This window comes from Streptomyces sp. S6, from assembly GCF_054880855.1.
Window position 1 is genome coordinate 1 of record NZ_JBTYMC010000133.1, and the last position, 17,683, is coordinate 17,683.

Consider the following 17,683-nt stretch of genomic DNA (forward strand, 5'->3'; position numbering starts at 1 on the left):
GGCCCCGCATCCGGGGGAGGTGCCGTTCCCGGCACCTCCCCCGCCCCGCCCCCGGCCCCCGCCTCTCCCCATGCCGCCCAAGCCCCCGGCCCCGCAAGCAGCGTCAACGCCCCCGCTCCGGCCGCGACGGCGGCACGTCCCCGCTTGCGTACATCAGCCCCCTAGCCCTCTCGTGCTGAGCACGTCACCGCAACCTGACCCCCACCGCTCCGAAGAGCACCGCTCCCCAGCCGACCGCGTTCATTCCCCCGGCGCCGGACACGGCGACCCGGACGACCAGTGACAACGCGCCCCGCCACCGGCCCCTCTCACCGCCCCCGCCTCCTGACCTGCACGAGAACGAACATCCCGCCCCCGAGAACGACCAGCCCCACGGCCACGCCCAGCACCCCGGGCCCGACCCCGGCGCCGGTGGCCGCGAGGTTGCCCTCACCGCCGTTGGCGGACGGCAGGGGGGTGGGAGGGGGCGCGGAGGCCGAGGCGGATTCGGAGACGCTCGGCGTCGGCTCGGGGGTCGACGTCGGGGTGGGCGTCGGCTTCGGCCCGCCCGATGCCTTGGCGACCTTGAAGACCAGCTCGTCCGTGTCGTTGCCGGGAACCGGGTCGTCATGGTCTCGGAAGAGAGTCGAGGCAGGCACCCGCACCGTGTGCCCCGCGCTCTCCTTCGGGAACCGCCACTTGAAGACGAACGTGCGGCTCTCCCCCGGCGCGAACCCCGCCTCCCACTCGCAGATCCAGACGTAGTTGTCGGCCCAGCACGGCAGCGGGGGCGACTCGTAGGGCCAGAACAGGTAACCGCCGAGCACCGACATCGTCGCGCCCCCGGGCCCGCGCGAGGTCCGGTCGGAGTGGTTGGTGACGACGAGCTTCGTCGTCACCGTGTCCCCGGGCTTCACGGACGTCTTCGTCGCGTACCACTTCACCCCGAAGTCGGCGCCCGTCCGCACCTGGACGACCGTCGAGGCCGTGTTGTCGGCCGGGTGGGCGTCGGGTTCGTCCCCGGTGCTCGCGGTGGCGGTGACCGGCAGGTCGGTGCCGGGCTTCACGTCGTCGCCGACGATCATCTGGAGCCGGTAGGACAGCGCCTTCGCCGGGGTGTGCTGCGACGTGCAGGTCACGGTCCGCTTGTCGGCGGAGTTCGCGCACTCCTTGGTCTCGTCGTGGTCCGACAGGTCGGAGAAGTACTCCAGCCCCGCCGGCATCCGGAAGACCACGCTCAGCTTGGCCGGCGCCCCGCTGAGGATGTCCGCCTTCACCGTGAGGAAGACCCGGCTCCCGGGAGCGACGTCCCCCTTCGGGAAACCGATCCCCACCCGCACGTCCACGGGGTCGGCGTCGGCCTTCACAAAGGACGGCGACGGCGACGGCGTCTCCGCACGGGCCCCGGTCACCCCCAAGGCCCCCACCAGCAACGCCGCAGCCCCGACGGCGAACCCTCTCACCACTCCCGACCCGCCACGCATAACGCGCCCCCTCTACTCCCGTACGGCCCGAAGGTGCCCCGTTGGACAGCCGACTCACAGGAAGGGTTGTACGCGAGGTCGCACCCCGAGTGACGGACCCCACGCACCGCCTTGTTCAAACTCCGTTAACAATGGACTGTGATCTCTCCGGTCTCCTCGATCCCCCGGAGCGCCCACCGGCACAGGCCGGAGGCGACTCCCTATGTCGACCTCACCCGCGCCGAGTGGAGCGCCCTGCGCAACAAGACGCCGTTGCCGCTGACGGCCGAGGAGGTCGAGAAGCTGCGCGGTCTGGGCGACGTCATCGACCTGGACGAGGTGCGGGACATCTACCTCCCGCTCTCCCGCCTCCTGAACCTCTACGTCGGTGCCACGGACGGCCTGCGCGGCGCCCTGAACACGTTCCTGGGCGAACGCGGCTCCCAGTCCGGCACGCCGTTCGTCATAGGCGTCGCCGGCTCGGTGGCGGTAGGCAAGTCGACAGTCGCCCGCCTCCTCCAGGCCCTCCTCTCCCGCTGGCCGGAACACCCCCGCGTGGAGTTGGTGACGACGGACGGCTTCCTCCTCCCCACCCGCGAGCTGGAAGCCCGTGGCCTCATGTCCCGCAAGGGCTTCCCCGAGTCCTACGACCGCCGCGCCCTGACCCGCTTCGTAGCGGACATCAAGGCGGGCAAGGACGAGGTGACGGCCCCCGTCTACTCCCACCTCATCTACGACATCGTCCCCGGCGAAAAACTCACCGTCCGCCGCCCCGACATCCTCATCGTCGAGGGCCTCAACGTCCTCCAGCCGGCCCTCCCCGGCACCGACGGCCGTACGCGGGTGGGCCTGGCCGACTACTTCGACTTCAGCGTCTATGTCGACGCCTCCGCGGACGACATCGAACGCTGGTACTTGAACCGCTTCCGCAAACTCCGGGCCACAGCCTTCCAGGACCCGGACTCCTACTTCCGCAAATACACCCAGGTCTCCGAACCAGAAGCCCTCGACTACGCCCGCACCTTGTGGCGCACGATCAACAAACCGAACCTCCTGGAGAACATCGCCCCCACCCGGGGCCGAGCCACCCTGATCATCCGCAAGGGCCAGGACCACAAGGTCCAACGACTACACCTACGCAAACTCTGAAGACAGACAGCCCCGCGCCCCTGAAAGAAGGGACGCGGGGCTGAATCGAATCCGCGGCGAGATCGCGTCCCGCCGGGTGGTGCAGCCGGTCAGCCTTGACGGCGTCACAGACCCTAACCGGGTTCAGTCCGACACACCGGGCTCATGGCGGCCCGCACCACCCCGACCGACTCACGCAGCGGCATCGCGCTCCGGCCCGGCCGACCGATCACAGACCATCCGGACTGGCGTGGGCCGGATGGTCACACCACTCAGCGGGACGCCACCTGCGGCTACCACCGCGCGAGCGCGACAACCAGCAGCCAAAGGCCAGCCGCCACCCAGCCTTTCAGGGACGCGGGCCGCATCGAATCTGCGGCTACCACCGCGCAAACACGACCCCACAGCCAACAACCAACCCGCACCCACGTCCTTCAGGAGCACGGGGCCGCATCGGACCTACGGCCACCACCGCGCAAGCGCGAACCCGCAGCCAACAACCAACCCGCACCCAAGCCCTTCAGGAGCGCGGGGCTGTACCAATGTGCGGCTACCACCGCGCGAGCACGAACAGCCACAACCCACCCGCACCCGACAACGCACAGCACCCCACCCTTCAGGGGCGCGGGGAACTGCGCGACAAGCCACGACGCACCCGCAGCCCGAACACAGCAGAACCCCCCACCCCGAACCGCCCCAGAACTACCCCAGCGCCGACTTCACCGCATCGGCCAGCCGCGAGGCAACCGACTGCGCCTGCCCCTGATCCGCCGCCTCCACCATCACCCGGACCAACGGCTCGGTCCCGGACGGCCGCAGCAGCACCCTCCCGGTCGCCCCCAGCTCCCGCTCGGCCTCGGCAACAGCAGCCGCCAGCTCGGCGGACGTGGACACCCGGGCCCGATCCACATCGGGCACGTTGATCAGGACCTGGGGCAACCGCTCCATCACAGCCGCCAACTCACGCAACGACTTCCCGCTCTCGGCAACCCGAGCCGCGAGCAGCAACCCCGTCAGCGTCCCGTCACCCGTCGTCGCATGGTCGAGGATGATGACGTGCCCGGACTGCTCTCCCCCGAGCGCGTACCCGTGCTCCTTCATGGACTCCAGCACATACCGGTCCCCCACAGCGGTCTGCACCAGAGCCAGCCCCTCCCGCTCAAGCGCCAGCTTGAACCCGAGGTTGGACATGACGGTCGCGACGACGGTGTCGGCCCGCAACACCCCCCGCTCCCGCATGGCCAGCGCCAGCACGGCGAGGATCTGATCCCCGTCGATCTCCTCACCGGTGTGGTCGACGGCAAGGCACCGGTCCGCGTCCCCGTCGTGCGCGATCCCGAGATCGGCCCCGTGCGCCAGCACAGCCGCCTTGATCTTGTCGAGGTGGGTGGACCCGTACCCGTCGTTGATGTTGAGCCCGTCAGGCTCGGCCCCGATGGTGACGACAGAGGCCCCGGCCCGCGAGAACGCCTCAGGTGACACCCGAGCGGCAGCACCGTGCGCCTCGTCGAGAACGATCGTCAGCCCGTCGAGCCGGTTCGGCAGCACGCCGATCAGATGGGCGACGTACCGATCGAACCCCTCGTCGTACGACCGCACCCGCCCGACCCCGTCCCCGGTCGGCCGCTCCCACGGCTCCCCGTGCCGGTGGGACTCGTACACGGCCTCGATCCGGTCCTCAAGGTCGTCCGCGAGCTTGTGCCCGCCGCGCGCGAAGAACTTGACCCCGTTGTCCGGCATCGCGTTGTGGCTGGCGGACAGCATGACGCCGAGGTCGGCACCCAGCACCCCCGTGAGGTACGCCACGGCCGGCGTGGGCAGCACCCCCACCTTCAGCACATCCACCCCGGCACTCGCGAGCCCCGCGACGACGGCCGCCTCAAGGAACTCCCCGGACGCCCGCGGATCCCGCCCGACGACAGCGGTGGGCCGATGCCCCTCGAACGTACCCGCCTCGGCAAGCACATGAGCGGCCGCGACCGACAGACCGAGCGCCATCTCGGCCGTCAGATCCGCGTTGGCCACTCCACGCACGCCGTCGGTGCCGAAGAGTCGTCCCACTTGTCCTCCTGAGGAAGCGTCACTTACGGAGATCATCCGATCACATGAGCCTATGAGCGTCTTGTGCCGTTATACGCCCAAGGCAGCAAAATACGAATGCCCCGACAGCACGGGCGTGCCGCCGGGGCATTCGAACAAGCGCGAAAGGGTAGGCAGCGAAGCTGCCACCCGCCAGGGGCGCGGGACTGTGCCAGATATGCGGCTACCGCCGCGCGAGCGCGACCAGCCACAACGGACCGGCACCCGAGTTCGGCGCCCCCAGCGGGGCTTAACGCTTGCTGTACTGCGGAGCCTTGCGGGCCTTCTTGAGACCGGCCTTCTTGCGCTCGACGGCACGGTCGTCACGGCGGAGGAAGCCCGCCTTCTTCAGCGCACCGCGGTTGTTGTCGACGTCGGCCTCGTTCAGCGCACGGGCGACACCGAGACGCAGCGCACCGGCCTGGCCGGAGACACCGCCACCGGCGATACGGGCGATGACGTCGTAACGGCCTTCGAGCTCAAGGACCTTGAAGGGCTCGTTGACTTCCTGCTGGTGCACCTTGTTGGGGAAGTAGTCCTCAAGGGTGCGACCGTTGATCTTCCACTTGCCGGTGCCCGGAACGATCCGGACGCGGGCGATGGCGTTCTTGCGGCGGCCCAGGCCGGCGGCCGGCTGGGGGTCGCCGAAGCGGCCGGCGAGGGACTCGGAGGTGTACTCACCCTCCAGCGGAACCTCGGACTCGGTGGTGTAGCTCTCGATGTCGACGTTCTCGATGTCGACGTCGTTGTCGTCGAGCGGCTGCTCGGCAGTGGTCTCGGCCACGGTGTTTCCTCAGACTCTCTTTGGCTCGGGGTGGGTCTAGGCCGGTGTTACTGCGCGACCTGGGTGATCTCGAACGGCTGCGGCTGCTGCGCGCCGTGCGGGTGCTGGTCACCCTTGTAGACCTTCAGCTTCGAGAGCATCTGACGGCCCAGCGTGTTCTTCGGGAGCATGCCCTTGACGGCCTTCTCGATGGCCTTCTCCGGGTTCTTGTCGAGCAGCTCGTCGTAGCGGACGGAGCGCAGACCACCCGGGTAGCCGCTGTGGCGGTACGCCATCTTCTGGGTCCGCTTGTTGCCGGAGAGGTGCACCTTGTCGGCGTTGATGATGATGACGAAGTCACCGGTGTCGACGTGGGGCGCGTAGATCGGCTTGTGCTTGCCGCGCAGGATGGAGGCGGCGGTGCTGGCGAGACGGCCCAGGACAACGTCCTGAGCGTCGATGACGTGCCACTGGCGAGTCACATCGCCGGGCTTGGGGCTGTACGTACGCACTTCGCAGCCTTCTTCTTCAGGGATGGGTGCTGACACATGGCATCACTGAAGCGATCGTGCAGCTGGGGACGGCAAATGTGCCGGGACCGATGCCCGTATGCCGCCCACTGGTAACTGCTCCAGGGAACCTAGGTAAAGGCTTCTCGTACGAGAACGAGCAGGCCGATACACAACGACTAGCCAGAGTACCCGGGGTCCTGCGGACGGGTCAAAACGAGCCCCTTCGGCACCCAAACACGACATCTCCGGGTGAGTGGGTTTCAATGCCGAACGAGGCCACCCCACCGGTGTGTCGCCCGTCTAGGATGCGGCGCATGAGCTATGGGCAAGGGGGACCCCAGTCCCAGTGGGACCCGTGGAAACCGAACTCCCAGCAGCCGTGGACCGGCGAGAGCGGCGGCGCCGGCAGCGGCCCCGACTGGGCTGCCCTCGCGGAGGCGTCGGAGACCCGCAACAAGCGCAAGCGGATCTTCCTGATCGGCGGCGGCGCGCTGGCGACGCTGGCCGTCGGCACGGCCGTCGCGATGGCCGTCGTCTCGGCGAACGGCGGCGGCACGGAGGCGAACAAGCCGACGTCGTCCCTGCCCGCGGGCAGCCTGCCGAGCACCTCCTCCACCCCCTCCTTCGCCCCGACGACGGCCCCGCCGCCGCTGAACCCGAAGGAGTTCATCTCGGACAAGGCGAAGGACACGGCGCCCAACGGCCCGCACCTCCTCTTCCCGGGCACCCAGGTCACCCTCGGCGGCGGCGTGTACCGCAAGGGCCCCTCGGCGGACTCGCCCGCCTGCGACACGGCCTCCCAGGGCACCCTGCCGAAGGTCCTGAAGTCCGACGGCTGCACCCGCATGATGCGTGTGACGTACGTCAAGGACGGCATCGCGACGACGGTCGGTGTGGCCGTCTTCGACACCGAGGCGCAGGCGCTGAAGGCGAAGAAGGACGCGGACGACAAGAGCTTCGTGAAGCCGCTGACCGGCAACGGCATCGGCGCCTTCTGCAACGGCGCGGTCTGCCGCTCGACCACCAACTCCTACGGCCGGTACGCCTACTTCACGGTCGCGGGCTTCACCGACGGCAAGAGCGTCAAGGAGACCGACAAGGCCGTCTTCACGGCGGGTGACGTCCTCGCGGAGTTCACGTTCCAACGGATCAACCAGCGGGGCACGGAGCAGGCGCAGCAGGCGGCGCAGACCTCCTGAAACCCCCCGAAGCCGCCGCAGCCAACTCCCCCCGGCCGCGGCGGCTTTCGCGTTTCTGTTCACAGAACCGCCATCACGGAATTTTCACATGTGAAACACTTGTGCGAGTATCGTGCGTCTACTTGGCCGGATCCTGTGAAGGGGGCGGCTGAAAAGCAACTGCCGATCTCACGGGGAGCCTGAGCACCTGTCATGACGTCGACTCCGGTCGAGGCCGACGCCTCCTTCTCACGCCACGGCGCGAAGCTCGCCCAGCGCACGGCGGAGTGGAAGCCGGGGATCCTCCCGTTCCTGCTCCCGCTCACCCTGCTGGTCCTCCTGGGCCTGTGGAGCTACCGGCCCAGCGACTCCGCGATGAGCTGGATCCTGACGATCGTCTGGTCCCTCCCCGTCGCCGGCGTGCTCGTCGGCGTCCAGGGCGCCCTGCTGATCCGCCGCCGGGTCCGCCTGAGCCACCACATGACCCCGCCCGCCCCGGCCGACCAGGACTTCCTGATCGCCCTGTGCCCGACGATCGGCCGCCACGACACCTACCCGGCGCTGGAGCGCTCGGTCCTGTCGTACGTCGAGCACCTCCCCGACTGGTTCCCGTACCTGCGGGTCGACATCCTCACCGAGGAGGGCTGCGAGGCCGCCGAGAAGATCGACCGGCTCGCCGCCTCGCACCCCCTGATCCGTGTCATCACCGTCCCGAAGGACTACGTCCCGGCGAACGGCACCCGCTTCAAGGCCCGCGCCAACCACTACGCACACGAACTGCGCATCGCGGAGGGCGAGGCCCTGGACTACGTCTGGGTGCTGCACATGGACGACGACACCGGCGTCGGCCCCGACACCGCGACCTCCCTCGCCCAGTTCATCAACCGCCAGCGCCGCGCCCACCCCGACGAGGCGAAGCACATGGCGCAGGGCATCCTGACCTACCCGCGCGAGAACGCCGTCTCCCTGTTCACCTGGCTCGCCGACGCCGTCCGCCCCGCCGACGACATCGCCCGCTTCCGGGCGCTGACCGGCATGGGGACCCCGGCCGCCGGGGTGCACGGCGAGCTGCTGGTGCTGCGGGCCTCGATCGAGGCGGAGATCGGCTGGGACTTCGGGCCCAAGGAGATCGTCGAGGACGCCCGGCTCGCGCTGACCTTCTGCCGGAAGTACCCGGGCCGCAGCGACTGGTTCAACGGCCGCTGCTACGGCGCCTCCCCCGCGAACGCCAAGGACTTCGTCAAGCAGCGCGAACGCTGGGCCTGGGGTCTGGTCGCGCTCTGCTTCAACCGCCAGGTGCCGCTGCGTTACCGCTGGTTCCTCTCCGTGTGCGTGACGACCTGGATCCTCGGCCCCCTCCAGCACATCGGCGCGGTCCTGCTGCTCGGCTGGCTGGTCAACGACATGAACACCTCCCCGGTGACCCAGTCGGTCGTCCTGCTGTGGGCCCTGAACTTCGCCTACGTGATCTGGACCTACTGGGAGGGGCTGCGGCTGAACGCGCTGGCCTCGCTCAGCGGGCGGCGCAAGTGGTGGGAGCCGGTCGCCGTGGTCGCCCTGATCCCCGTGTTCTCGGTGCTGGAGGGGCTCGGTGGCCTGCGCGGCTTCATCAAGTTCGCCAAGCGCGAGGAGAACAAGTTCGTCGTGATCGCCAAGCCCGCCTGACGACCCCGGAAACCGATTCACATGCGCTCACGCCTGCCCCTGCTCGCGATCTTCCCGGTGACGGTCCTCGGTGTCGTCGTGGCCACCCCCTTCGTCCTCGGCGACCACCCGGTCCGCTGGGAGTCGGGGTCCGCCCTGCCGAAGCTGGCCCTGGACGGGCCCTCGGAGGACTCCCCCGCCCCGTCGAAGAACCCCGCCTCCACCGTGCCCAGGACCACCGCCGCCCTCCAGGTCGCCAAGCCCTGGAAACCCGGCATGCCCCAGTGGGGCGTCCAGATCTACTGGGAAGAAGAACCGCAGAAACGTTCCGCCGACTTCATCGTCAAGCAGGCCCAGAAACAGGCGAAGTACCTGATCGGCCTCGGCGCGAACTCCGTCGCGATCTCCTTCCCCTTCTTCACCAAGAGCCCCACCTCCGACACCCTCACCGCCGAGGCGAAGACCCCCTCCCCCGAGCGCCTCCAGAGCGTCCTGCACGTCTTCGAACAGGCCGGATTCCGTACGACGCTCCGCCCCGTCATGGACGAGCGCGCCCTGATCGGGACGAAGGACTGGCGCGGCAGCATCAAGCCCGCCTCCGACTCCGCCTGGTTCACCTCGTACGAGAGGTTCCTCACCCCCTACCTCAAGATCGCCCAGGCCGAGAAGGCGAACACCTTCGTCGTCGCCACCGAGCTGAACTCCATGGAGGGCAAGCCGGGCTGGGAGAAGGTCGTCACCTCCGCCGAGAAGACGTTCAAGGGGGAGATCTCCTACGACGCGAACTGGGACAACTACGTCTCCGGGCGCATCAGCATGCCGGTGAACCACCTCGGCGTCGACGCCTACTTCCCAGTGAAGGTCCCCGACACCGCGTCCGTGAAGACGCTGGTCAAGGGGTGGAACACCTGGCTGGACAAGAAGACCACCGGCCCCCTCCCCAAGATCACCGTCGCCGAGGCGGGCATCGGCGCGATGGACGGCGCCTACCACGCCCCCGGCGACTTCTACACCCGCCGGGCCGTCAACCCGGACGTCCAGGCCAACTGGTACACGGCCGTCTGCCAGGTCGTCCAGGAGCGCCGGATGAGCGGCGTCTACTGGTGGTCGATCCACTTCAACGACGACCCGAACACCCCGCCGGACGACGCGCACGCCTCCCGGCTGGACTTCGCGGGCCGCCCCCTCACCGAGGGCGCCGTCAAGAGCTGTTTCTCCTCGGGCTACGCCGGCCCCGGGACCACCTCCGCCAACTGACCAGCGAGGCTAGCCATGCGAGAAGCCATCATCCTCGTGGGCGGCAAGGGAACCCGCCTGCGCCCCCTCACCAACCACACCCCGAAGCCGCTCCTCGGCGTCGCGGGCACCTCCTTCATCCGCCACCAGGTCGCCAAGCTCATGGACGCGGGCATCGAGCACCTGGTCTTCGCGACCTCCTACCTCGCCGCCCTCTTCCAGGACGAGTTCCGCGACTTCGACGGCGCCCTCGACATCTCCTACGCCGTCGAGGACGTCCCCCTCGGCACCGGCGGCGCCATCCGCAACGCCGGCAAGCTCCTGCGCGGCACCGACCCCGACGCCCCGGTGCTGATCCTCAACGGCGACATCCTCTCCGGCGTCGACCTCAGGGACGTCGTCCACCGCCACGAGGCGCGCGACGCCGACGTCACCCTCCACCTGACCCGCGTCGCGGACCCGCGAGCCTTCGGCCTGGTCCCGACGGACACGGACGGCCGGGTGCTGGCGTTCCTGGAGAAGCCGAAGACCGCCGAGGAGTGCGTCACGGACCAGATCAACGCCGGGTGCTACGTCTTCCGCCGCTCGGTCCTGGACGCCATTGCGGACGACCGTGAGGTGTCCGTCGAGCAGGAGACGTTCCCCCAGCTCGTCGCCGGGGGCGGGCGGGTGTACGGGCACACCACGGACGACTACTGGCGCGACCTGGGCACACCGCTCGCCTTCGTGCACGGCTCCGCCGACCTCATCACCGGCACCGCGACCTCGCCGCTCGTCGGCCCGCCCGCCGAGGCGCTGGTCCACCCCACGGCCACCGTCCACCCGACCGCCCGCGTCACCGGCGGCTCGACCATCGGCGCCCACGCGGTGATCGGCGCCGACAGCGTCGTCCACCGCTCGATCGTCGGGGAGCGCGTCACCGTCGAGGAGGGGACGCGGCTGGACGAGTCCGTCGTCGACCACGACTCGGTGATCGGCGCCGAGTCGACGCTCCGCGAGACCGTCGTCGGCTGCCACTCGCACATCGGCCCGCACAACGAACTCCCCCCACAGCTCCGCCTGGCCTGCGGCATCCGCATCCCCGCCGGGGGTGTCCGCACCACCGGCACCACCACCGCCTGCCTCACGGCCCACTGAGTCACGGGAGAACAGTGACCCGCCACCGCTCGGCACCCGACCGCCTGCGCAAGTACCGGCCCGACATCCAGGGCCTGCGTGCCGTCGCCATCATGATGGTCGTCGCCATGCACTGCGGCATCCTCGACATCCACGGCGGCGTGGACATCAGCTTCGTCCTCAGCGGCTTCCTCATCGGCAGCCAGCTCCTCGCGGAGATCGACCGGACGGGACGGGTGTCGCTGGCGAAGTTCTGGGCGCGGCGGTTCCGCCGGCTCGGGCCTGCGATGGCCACCGTGATCGTCGCGACGGCCGTCCTGGCCTGGCTGTACGCGAGCCCGCTGCGGTTCCGCGACCAGATGAAGGACGGCCTGAGCGCGGCGCTGAGCTTCATGAACTGGCGGCTGGTGGAGACCGGCACCGACTACTTCGCGAACGACGGCAACCAGTCGCCCTACCAGCACTTCTGGTCGCTCGGCATCGAGGAGCAGTTCTACCTCGCCGCGCCCCTGCTGCTGGTCGGCGTGGCCTGGCTCAACCGGCGCGTGCTGGTCGGCGCCTTCCTCCTCGCGGTGATCGGCGCCTCCTTCTACGCCGGGTACACGCTGACGGGCGAGAACCAGCCCGAGGCGTACTTCAGCACCCACACCCGCATCTGGGAGCTGGCCTTCGGTGTCCTGGTCGCCCTGTGGGCGCCGGCCCTCTCCCGCATGCCGCAGAGCCTCGCGACCGTCCTCACCTGGCTCGGCCTCGCCGGCGCGATCGGCAGCGCGCTCCTCATCACCGAGACGACCCCGCTGCCCGGGTACGCCGTCGCGGGACCCGTACTCGGCGCCGGACTCGTCATCGCGGGCGGCTGCGCGAACCCCCGCCTCGGCGCGGAACGCCTCCTGGACAACCCGGTGTTCGACTTCATCGGGAACGTCAGCTACGGCTGGTACCTGTGGCACTGGCCGCTGCTGATCCTGTGGCCCAACATCATCGGCTGGGAGTTCACCGGCTCCGACCGCTACCGGGTCGCCGTCCTGTCCTTCCTGCTCGCCGTCGCCACGCACTACGTCGTCGAGCGGCCCTTCCGGAGCAACACGAGCCTCGTGGCCCGCCCCTGGAAGGGCATCCTGGCCGGCGGCTCGGCCACTGCGGGCGCGGCGGCGGTCAGCGCGATCGCCCTGGTCGTCCCCCTCAACCTCGCCACCGGCGCGGGCGGCAGCACCGTCGCCGTCGGCTACACCAACCAGGCGTCCGTCGTGGACTCCCTCGCCCACACCAAACTCTCCGCCGCCGTCCGCAGCGCCCTGCCGGACGCCCCCGACAACCACGCCACCCTCGGCTGCATCGACAACACGCGGGTCAGCGAGTTCGTCATGCGGGACCACTGCGCGATCGGCGACCCCCAGGGCACGAAGACCCTGGTCCTCCTCGGCGACTCGCACGCCTGGCAGTGGAACGACGCCTTCGACCAGCTCGGGAAGAGGCTGCGCACCAAGGTCGTCACCATGGCCAAGGGCGGCTGCTCACCGCAGGCGTACCGGATCGTCAACCCCGAGCTGAACCGCGAGTACACCGAGTGCGACACCTGGCGTGCCTCGGCGTTCGCGGCCCTGACGAAGCTGCGGCCGGACGTCATCGTCGTCGCCAACCGCACCCGGCAGGAGGCGACCCGCGCGGGCGCCGAGGAGTCCTTCGCCGCGCTCCAGAAGACCGGCGCCCAGCTGATCTACCTCACCGACACCCCGCAGCCCGGCCAGAACGTCCCCGACTGCCTCGCCACCCACACCGACGACATCTCCTCCTGCAACCGCGAGCAGTACAAGGCCCTGGAGTTCGCCGGCTTCCGCACGATGGAACGCGAGGTCGCCCAACGCCACGGCGCCAAGATCATCGACGTCGTGCCCGCCTTCTGCGCCAAGGAGATCTGCCCCTCCGTCATCGGCGGCCAGATCGTCTACTTCGACTCCAGCCACATCACCTCGACCTACTCCAAGACCCTCACGCCGTACCTGGAACCGGCCCTGCGACAGGTCCTGTCCTCCTGACCCCGTGCACCACCCCACGCACCCGGCGGGCCATCACCTGCCGCTCCGCGAGCAACTCGTCCGCCGGGTACGCCACTTCCTCCAACGTCAGCCCGTTCGGCCGCACGACATGGACGGCGCTGTCGCGCACCCCGGCATCCAGCACCCGCCTCGGCCACTCCACCCCCCGGTGCCCGTCCCCCACGAACAGCAACGCCCCCACCATCGACCGCACCTGGTTGTGACAGAACGCGTCCGCCCGCACCTCGATCTCGACGACACCGTCGGCCCGCCGCGTCACGCCGAAGTCGAAGATCTCCCGGACCGTGGAGGCGCCCTCCCGCTTCTTCGCGTACGCGGCGAAGTCGTGCTCCCCCACGAATGACTTGGCGGCGGCGTCCATGGCGCTGACATCCAGCGGCCAGTCATGCCACAGCACGTGATTGCGCAGCAACGGATCGACGCCGCCGGCCTGGTCCCCGACGCGATAGACGTACCGCCGCCATAGTGCCGCGAACCTCGCGTTGAACCCCTCGGCAGCGGGGGCCACCCTCCACACCCGCACATCCTTGGGCAACCGCCCGGCAAGCCGCTTCAGCAACTTGTCCTGATGCTCCCCCCACACCTCCACCGGCAGATCGACATGCGCGACCTGCCCCCGGGCATGCACACCGGCATCGGTACGCCCGGCGACGGTCAGGTCGTAGCCGCGCTCCCCGGACCGCGTGACGGTCCGCAAGGCATCCTCGACCTCTGCCTGAACCGTCCGTTTCCCCCCGACCTGCTTGGCCCACCCGTGAAAGTCGGTCCCGTCGTAGGAGAGATCGAGCCGAACACGAACGAACCCGGCCTGCACGTCATCACTCACGGATAGATCCTCTCAGCAAAAGAAAAGCGGGCCCGCTCCCGAAGGAACAGGCCCACTTTCGGCAACGCAAACGCTTACGCGTCCTTGGACTCCTCAGCCGCCTCGACGACCTCGGTCTCCTCGACCTTGGTCTCGACGGCCTTGGCCTCCTCGGCCTCCTTGACCGCGCGCTTCGTCGCAGCCTCAGCCTCGCCCGTCGCAGCCTGTGCAACGGTCAGCGCCTCGACCAGCTCGATGACAGCCATGGGCGCGTTGTCGCCACGACGGTTACCGATCTTGGTGATACGGGTGTAACCACCGGGACGGTTCTCGTACCGCGGGCCGATCTCGGTGAAGAGCGTGTGGACGACGCTCTTGTCCGTGATGACCTGAAGCACCTGGCGACGGTTGTGAAGGTCACCCTTCTTCGCCTTGGTCACCAGCCGCTCGGCGTACGGCCGCAGCCGACGCGCCTTCGCCTCGGTGGTCGTGATCCGGCCGTGCTCGAAGAGGCTCTTCGCAAGGTTCGCGAGCAGCAGCTTCTCGTGCGCGGCGGAACCACCGAGACGAGCACCCTTGGTGGGCTTGGGCATTTCATTCTCCTGAGGTGTCTGCCCCGGCCGGACGAGGTACCGGGGTCAGTATCCGAGCGGACGGTTGTCTGTCGGAGATCCGGGGTTCTTGCGAACTCCGGAGGGATCCGCGCCGCCAGGGGCGCGGGGAACTGCGCGACCAGCCACAACGGACCGGCAGCCGAATCAGTACTGCTCGGTCTCCACGAAGCCCGCGTCCGCGTCGTCGTCCGCGCCGAACGCGTCCGCAGCGGCCGTGGGGTCGAACCCGGGAGGCGAGTCCTTGAGCGCCAGCCCCATACCCGCAAGCTTGGCCTTGACCTCGTCGATCGACTTCGCACCGAAGTTACGAATGTCGAGCAGGTCAGCCTCGGAACGAGCGACGAGCTCACCCACGGAGTGGATGCCCTCACGCTTGAGGCAGTTGTACGACCGAACGGTGAGCTCAAGCTCCTCGATCGGCAGCGCCAGATCAGCGGCGAGAGCGGCGTCCGTGGGGGACGGCCCCATGTCGATGCCCTCGGCGTCGATGTTGAGCTCACGGGCCAGCCCGAACAGCTCGACCAGCGTCTTACCGGCGGAGGCCATCGCGTCACGCGGACGCATCGCCTGCTTGGTCTCGACGTCGACGATCAGCTTGTCGAAGTCGGTGCGCTGCTCGACACGAGTCGCCTCGACCTTGTACGTGACCTTCAGCACCGGCGAGTAGATCGAGTCGACCGGGATGCGCCCGATCTCCTGACCCACCTGCTTGTTCTGGACGGCGGAGACGTAACCGCGGCCACGCTCGACCGTCAGCTCCATCTCCAGCTTGCCCTTGCCGTTGAGCGTGGCGAGGACGAGGTCGGGGTTGTGCACCTCGACACCGGCCGGCGGCGCGATGTCGGCGGCGGTGACCAGACCCGGACCCTGCTTGCGCAGGTACATCACGACGGGCTCGTCGTGCTCCGAGGAGACGACCAGCTGCTTGATGTTGAGGATCAGGTCGGTGACGTCCTCCTTGACACCCGGCACGGTGGTGAACTCGTGCAGGACGCCGTCGATCCGGATGGACGTCACAGCGGCGCCCGGGATCGAGGAGAGGAGGGTACGGCGGAGGGAGTTGCCGAGGGTGTAGCCGAAGCCCGGCTCCAGCGGCTCGATGACGAACCGGGAGCGGAACTCGTCGACGACCTCTTCGGTCAACGAGGGACGCTGAGCGATCAGCATGTGAATCCTTCAGTTCAGGGGCACCCACTATTTGATGCCCTGAGTAGTTACAAGGGTACGGGCGATACGACCCTTTTACGGAGTCGTACCGCCCGAAATCCTCAGACCAAACGGCCTGCGTCAGTGATCTCGAAGATCAGACGCGACGGCGCGGATCACCTCCGCGTGAGCGGAGAGGCCGTCGCGCCCTGAATCAGACGCGGCGACGCTTGGGCGGACGGCAGCCGTTGTGCGGGGTGGGCGTGACGTCCTGGATGGAGCCGACCTCAAGGCCAGTGGCCTGGAGGGAACGGATCGCGGTCTCACGACCGGCGCCCGGGCCCTTGACGAACACGTCGACCTTGCGCATGCCGTGCTCCTGCGCGCGACGGGCAGCCGACTCGGCGGCCATCTGCGCGGCGAACGGCGTGGACTTGCGGGAGCCCTTGAAGCCGACGTGGCCGGCGGAGGCCCACGAGATCACGTTTCCGGCCGGGTCCGTGATGGACACGATCGTGTTGTTGAACGTGCTCTTGATGTGCGCCTGGCCGTGCGCGACGTTCTTCTTTTCCTTGCGGCGCACCTTCTTGGCAGCGCCCTGACGACCCTTGGGGGGCATCTAGTTACTCCTACGGGGAGGTGGTCGGTCCTACAGCGAAGACCGCTGGTGAAGCGAAGTCCGCTGCGGACTACTTCTTGCCCGGCTTCTTCTTGCCGGCGATGGCGCGACGCGGGCCCTTGCGGGTGCGGGCGTTCGTGCTGGTGCGCTGACCGCGGACGGGCAGGCCACGGCGGTGGCGGAGACCCTGGTAGCAGCCGATCTCGACCTTGCGGCGGATGTCGGCCTGGATCTCGCGACGGAGGTCACCCTCGGTCTTGATGTTGGCGTCAACGTACTCGCGGATCGCGACGAGCTGCTCTTCGCTCAGGTCGCGGACGCGGGTGTTGGGGTCGATGTCGGTCGCAGCGAGGGTCTCCTGCGACAGGGTCCGGCCAATGCCGAACACGTAGGTGAGGGCGACCTCCACGCGCTTGTCGCGCGGGATGTCAACACCGGAAACGCGTGCCATTAAATGGCTCCTGGTGATCGTCGGAGGTCTTCCGCAGGGCCGATCCCCAGCTCGCCGTATGAGGTACGAACCGGGTCCCCGGCCTCCGAACCGGGGGTGTCAGGCGCACTTGTCGTCCACCTGGGTCCTGCGTATGAACAAATTCAGCTCGCGTCGCGCGAAGATTTCTGCGGATGCAGAGGGGTGGATCGGGTGCGATCAGCCCTGGCGCTGCTTGTGGCGCGGGTTCTCGCAAATGATCATGACCCGGCCGTGACGGCGGATCACCCTGCACTTGTCGCAGATCTTCTTGACGCTCGGCTTGACCTTCATGAGAGTGAGGTTCTCCGAGTCAGAGGGATCTACTTGTATCGGTAGACGATCCGGCCACGGGTCAGGTCGTACGGAGACAGCTCCACCACGACCCGGTCGTCAGGGAGGATACGGATGTAGTGCATCCGCATCTTTCCGCTGATGTGGGCCAGGACCTGGTGGCCGTTCTGGAGCTCGACCTTGAACATCGCGTTCGGAAGAGACTCGACGACAGTGCCCTCGATCTCGATGGCACCTTGCTTCTTGGCCACGCTTCGCCCTTCGAATCGACTACCATGATCGACTCCCTTACTGCATCCAGACACACGAATGCACGAAAGCCGACGCGTCAGTCTACGTCACCCCACCCAGAAAGACGAATCGAGGAGGATGCCCCCCAGGGGAGATCCTTAAGCCCCATTTCCCTCAAAGAGCCGCAACGCCCACCGTCCGCCGGGCCGGAGGCGAGAGCAGAGACCGACGCGGGAGCAGCGGGAGCAGCGGGAGCAGCGGGAGCAGCGGGAGCAGCGGGAGCAGCGGGAGCAGCGGGAGCAGCGGGAGCAGCGGGAGCAGCGGGAGCAGCGGGAGCAGCGGGAGCAGCG

Annotated in this window: 17 protein-coding genes; 6 read left to right on the plus strand and 11 right to left on the minus strand. The window is 68.6% G+C overall.

Features of this window, described 5'->3' with window-relative positions:
- Positions 1-308 precede the first annotated feature (308 nt).
- Positions 309-1,463, minus strand: coding sequence for a COG1361 family protein (locus ACVNF4_RS19480; protein WP_461804124.1), 1,155 nt, complete (start codon positions 1,461-1,463; stop codon positions 309-311).
- A 138-nt stretch (positions 1,464-1,601) separates the two neighbouring features.
- Between ACVNF4_RS19480 and coaA the strand changes: the two genes are divergently transcribed.
- Positions 1,602-2,591, plus strand: coding sequence for a type I pantothenate kinase (coaA, locus tag ACVNF4_RS19485; protein WP_461804125.1), 990 nt, complete (start codon positions 1,602-1,604; stop codon positions 2,589-2,591).
- Positions 2,592-3,272: 681 nt separating this feature from the next.
- Here coaA and glmM read toward each other — a convergent pair.
- From glmM to rplM, 3 genes are all read right to left on the minus strand, one after another.
- Positions 3,273-4,631 (minus strand): phosphoglucosamine mutase, encoded by a 1,359-nt coding sequence (glmM, locus tag ACVNF4_RS19490; RefSeq protein WP_461804126.1) that lies wholly within the window; start codon positions 4,629-4,631, stop codon positions 3,273-3,275.
- 268 nt (positions 4,632-4,899) lie between these two features.
- Complete coding sequence (gene rpsI, locus ACVNF4_RS19495) at positions 4,900-5,433, minus strand: 30S ribosomal protein S9 (RefSeq protein WP_355869400.1); 534 nt, start codon at positions 5,431-5,433, stop codon at positions 4,900-4,902.
- A gap of 47 nt (positions 5,434-5,480) precedes the next feature.
- Positions 5,481-5,924 (minus strand): 50S ribosomal protein L13, encoded by a 444-nt coding sequence (gene rplM / locus ACVNF4_RS19500; protein ID WP_055632362.1) that lies wholly within the window; start codon positions 5,922-5,924, stop codon positions 5,481-5,483.
- Between the two features lie 314 nt (positions 5,925-6,238).
- On the opposite strand from rplM, the gene ACVNF4_RS19505 reads away from it, so the two are divergent.
- The 5 genes from ACVNF4_RS19505 to ACVNF4_RS19525 all read left to right on the plus strand — a co-directional run bounded on the left by ACVNF4_RS19505 (position 6,239) and on the right by ACVNF4_RS19525 (position 13,134).
- Positions 6,239-7,123 (plus strand): hypothetical protein, encoded by an 885-nt coding sequence (locus ACVNF4_RS19505; protein ID WP_461804127.1) that lies wholly within the window; start codon positions 6,239-6,241, stop codon positions 7,121-7,123.
- Positions 7,124-7,315: 192 nt separating this feature from the next.
- Positions 7,316-8,767 carry a glycosyltransferase family 2 protein gene (locus ACVNF4_RS19510; RefSeq protein ID WP_461804128.1) on the plus strand — a complete coding sequence of 484 codons (1,452 nt, stop codon included), beginning with the start codon at positions 7,316-7,318 and terminating at the stop codon, positions 8,765-8,767.
- 21 nt (positions 8,768-8,788) lie between these two features.
- Positions 8,789-10,003 carry a glycoside hydrolase family 113 gene (locus tag ACVNF4_RS19515; protein ID WP_461804129.1) on the plus strand — a complete coding sequence of 405 codons (1,215 nt, stop codon included), beginning with the start codon at positions 8,789-8,791 and terminating at the stop codon, positions 10,001-10,003.
- Between the two features lie 15 nt (positions 10,004-10,018).
- A complete protein-coding gene (locus ACVNF4_RS19520; protein ID WP_461804130.1) occupies positions 10,019-11,119 on the plus strand; it encodes a sugar phosphate nucleotidyltransferase in 1,101 nt (366 codons plus the stop codon).
- A gap of 14 nt (positions 11,120-11,133) precedes the next feature.
- The gene (locus ACVNF4_RS19525; protein WP_461804131.1) at positions 11,134-13,134 is read left to right on the plus strand and encodes an acyltransferase family protein; all 2,001 of its coding nucleotides are present in this window, start codon (positions 11,134-11,136) and stop codon (positions 13,132-13,134) included.
- On the opposite strand, the gene truA is transcribed toward ACVNF4_RS19525, so the two are convergent.
- The 7 genes from truA to infA all read right to left on the minus strand — a co-directional run bounded on the left by truA (position 13,088) and on the right by infA (position 17,353).
- Complete coding sequence (gene truA / locus ACVNF4_RS19530; RefSeq protein WP_461804132.1) at positions 13,088-13,981, minus strand: tRNA pseudouridine(38-40) synthase TruA; 894 nt, start codon at positions 13,979-13,981, stop codon at positions 13,088-13,090. The genes ACVNF4_RS19525 and truA overlap by 47 nt on opposite strands.
- Before the next feature lie 74 nt (positions 13,982-14,055).
- Positions 14,056-14,553 (minus strand): 50S ribosomal protein L17, encoded by a 498-nt coding sequence (gene rplQ / locus ACVNF4_RS19535; RefSeq protein WP_461804133.1) that lies wholly within the window; start codon positions 14,551-14,553, stop codon positions 14,056-14,058.
- A gap of 165 nt (positions 14,554-14,718) precedes the next feature.
- On the minus strand, positions 14,719-15,741 hold the full coding sequence (locus tag ACVNF4_RS19540; RefSeq protein WP_003966937.1) for a DNA-directed RNA polymerase subunit alpha: 1,023 nt from the start codon (positions 15,739-15,741) through the stop codon (positions 14,719-14,721).
- Positions 15,742-15,934: 193 nt separating this feature from the next.
- Positions 15,935-16,339 (minus strand): 30S ribosomal protein S11, encoded by a 405-nt coding sequence (gene rpsK / locus ACVNF4_RS19545; protein ID WP_010354218.1) that lies wholly within the window; start codon positions 16,337-16,339, stop codon positions 15,935-15,937.
- A 70-nt stretch (positions 16,340-16,409) separates the two neighbouring features.
- A complete protein-coding gene (gene rpsM / locus ACVNF4_RS19550) occupies positions 16,410-16,790 on the minus strand; it encodes a 30S ribosomal protein S13 (RefSeq protein ID WP_461804134.1) in 381 nt (126 codons plus the stop codon).
- A gap of 198 nt (positions 16,791-16,988) precedes the next feature.
- Positions 16,989-17,102 (minus strand): 50S ribosomal protein L36, encoded by a 114-nt coding sequence (rpmJ, locus tag ACVNF4_RS19555; RefSeq protein WP_004984509.1) that lies wholly within the window; start codon positions 17,100-17,102, stop codon positions 16,989-16,991.
- 29 nt (positions 17,103-17,131) lie between these two features.
- The gene (gene infA / locus ACVNF4_RS19560) at positions 17,132-17,353 is read right to left on the minus strand and encodes a translation initiation factor IF-1 (RefSeq protein ID WP_003948620.1); all 222 of its coding nucleotides are present in this window, start codon (positions 17,351-17,353) and stop codon (positions 17,132-17,134) included.
- Positions 17,354-17,683 lie beyond the last annotated feature (330 nt).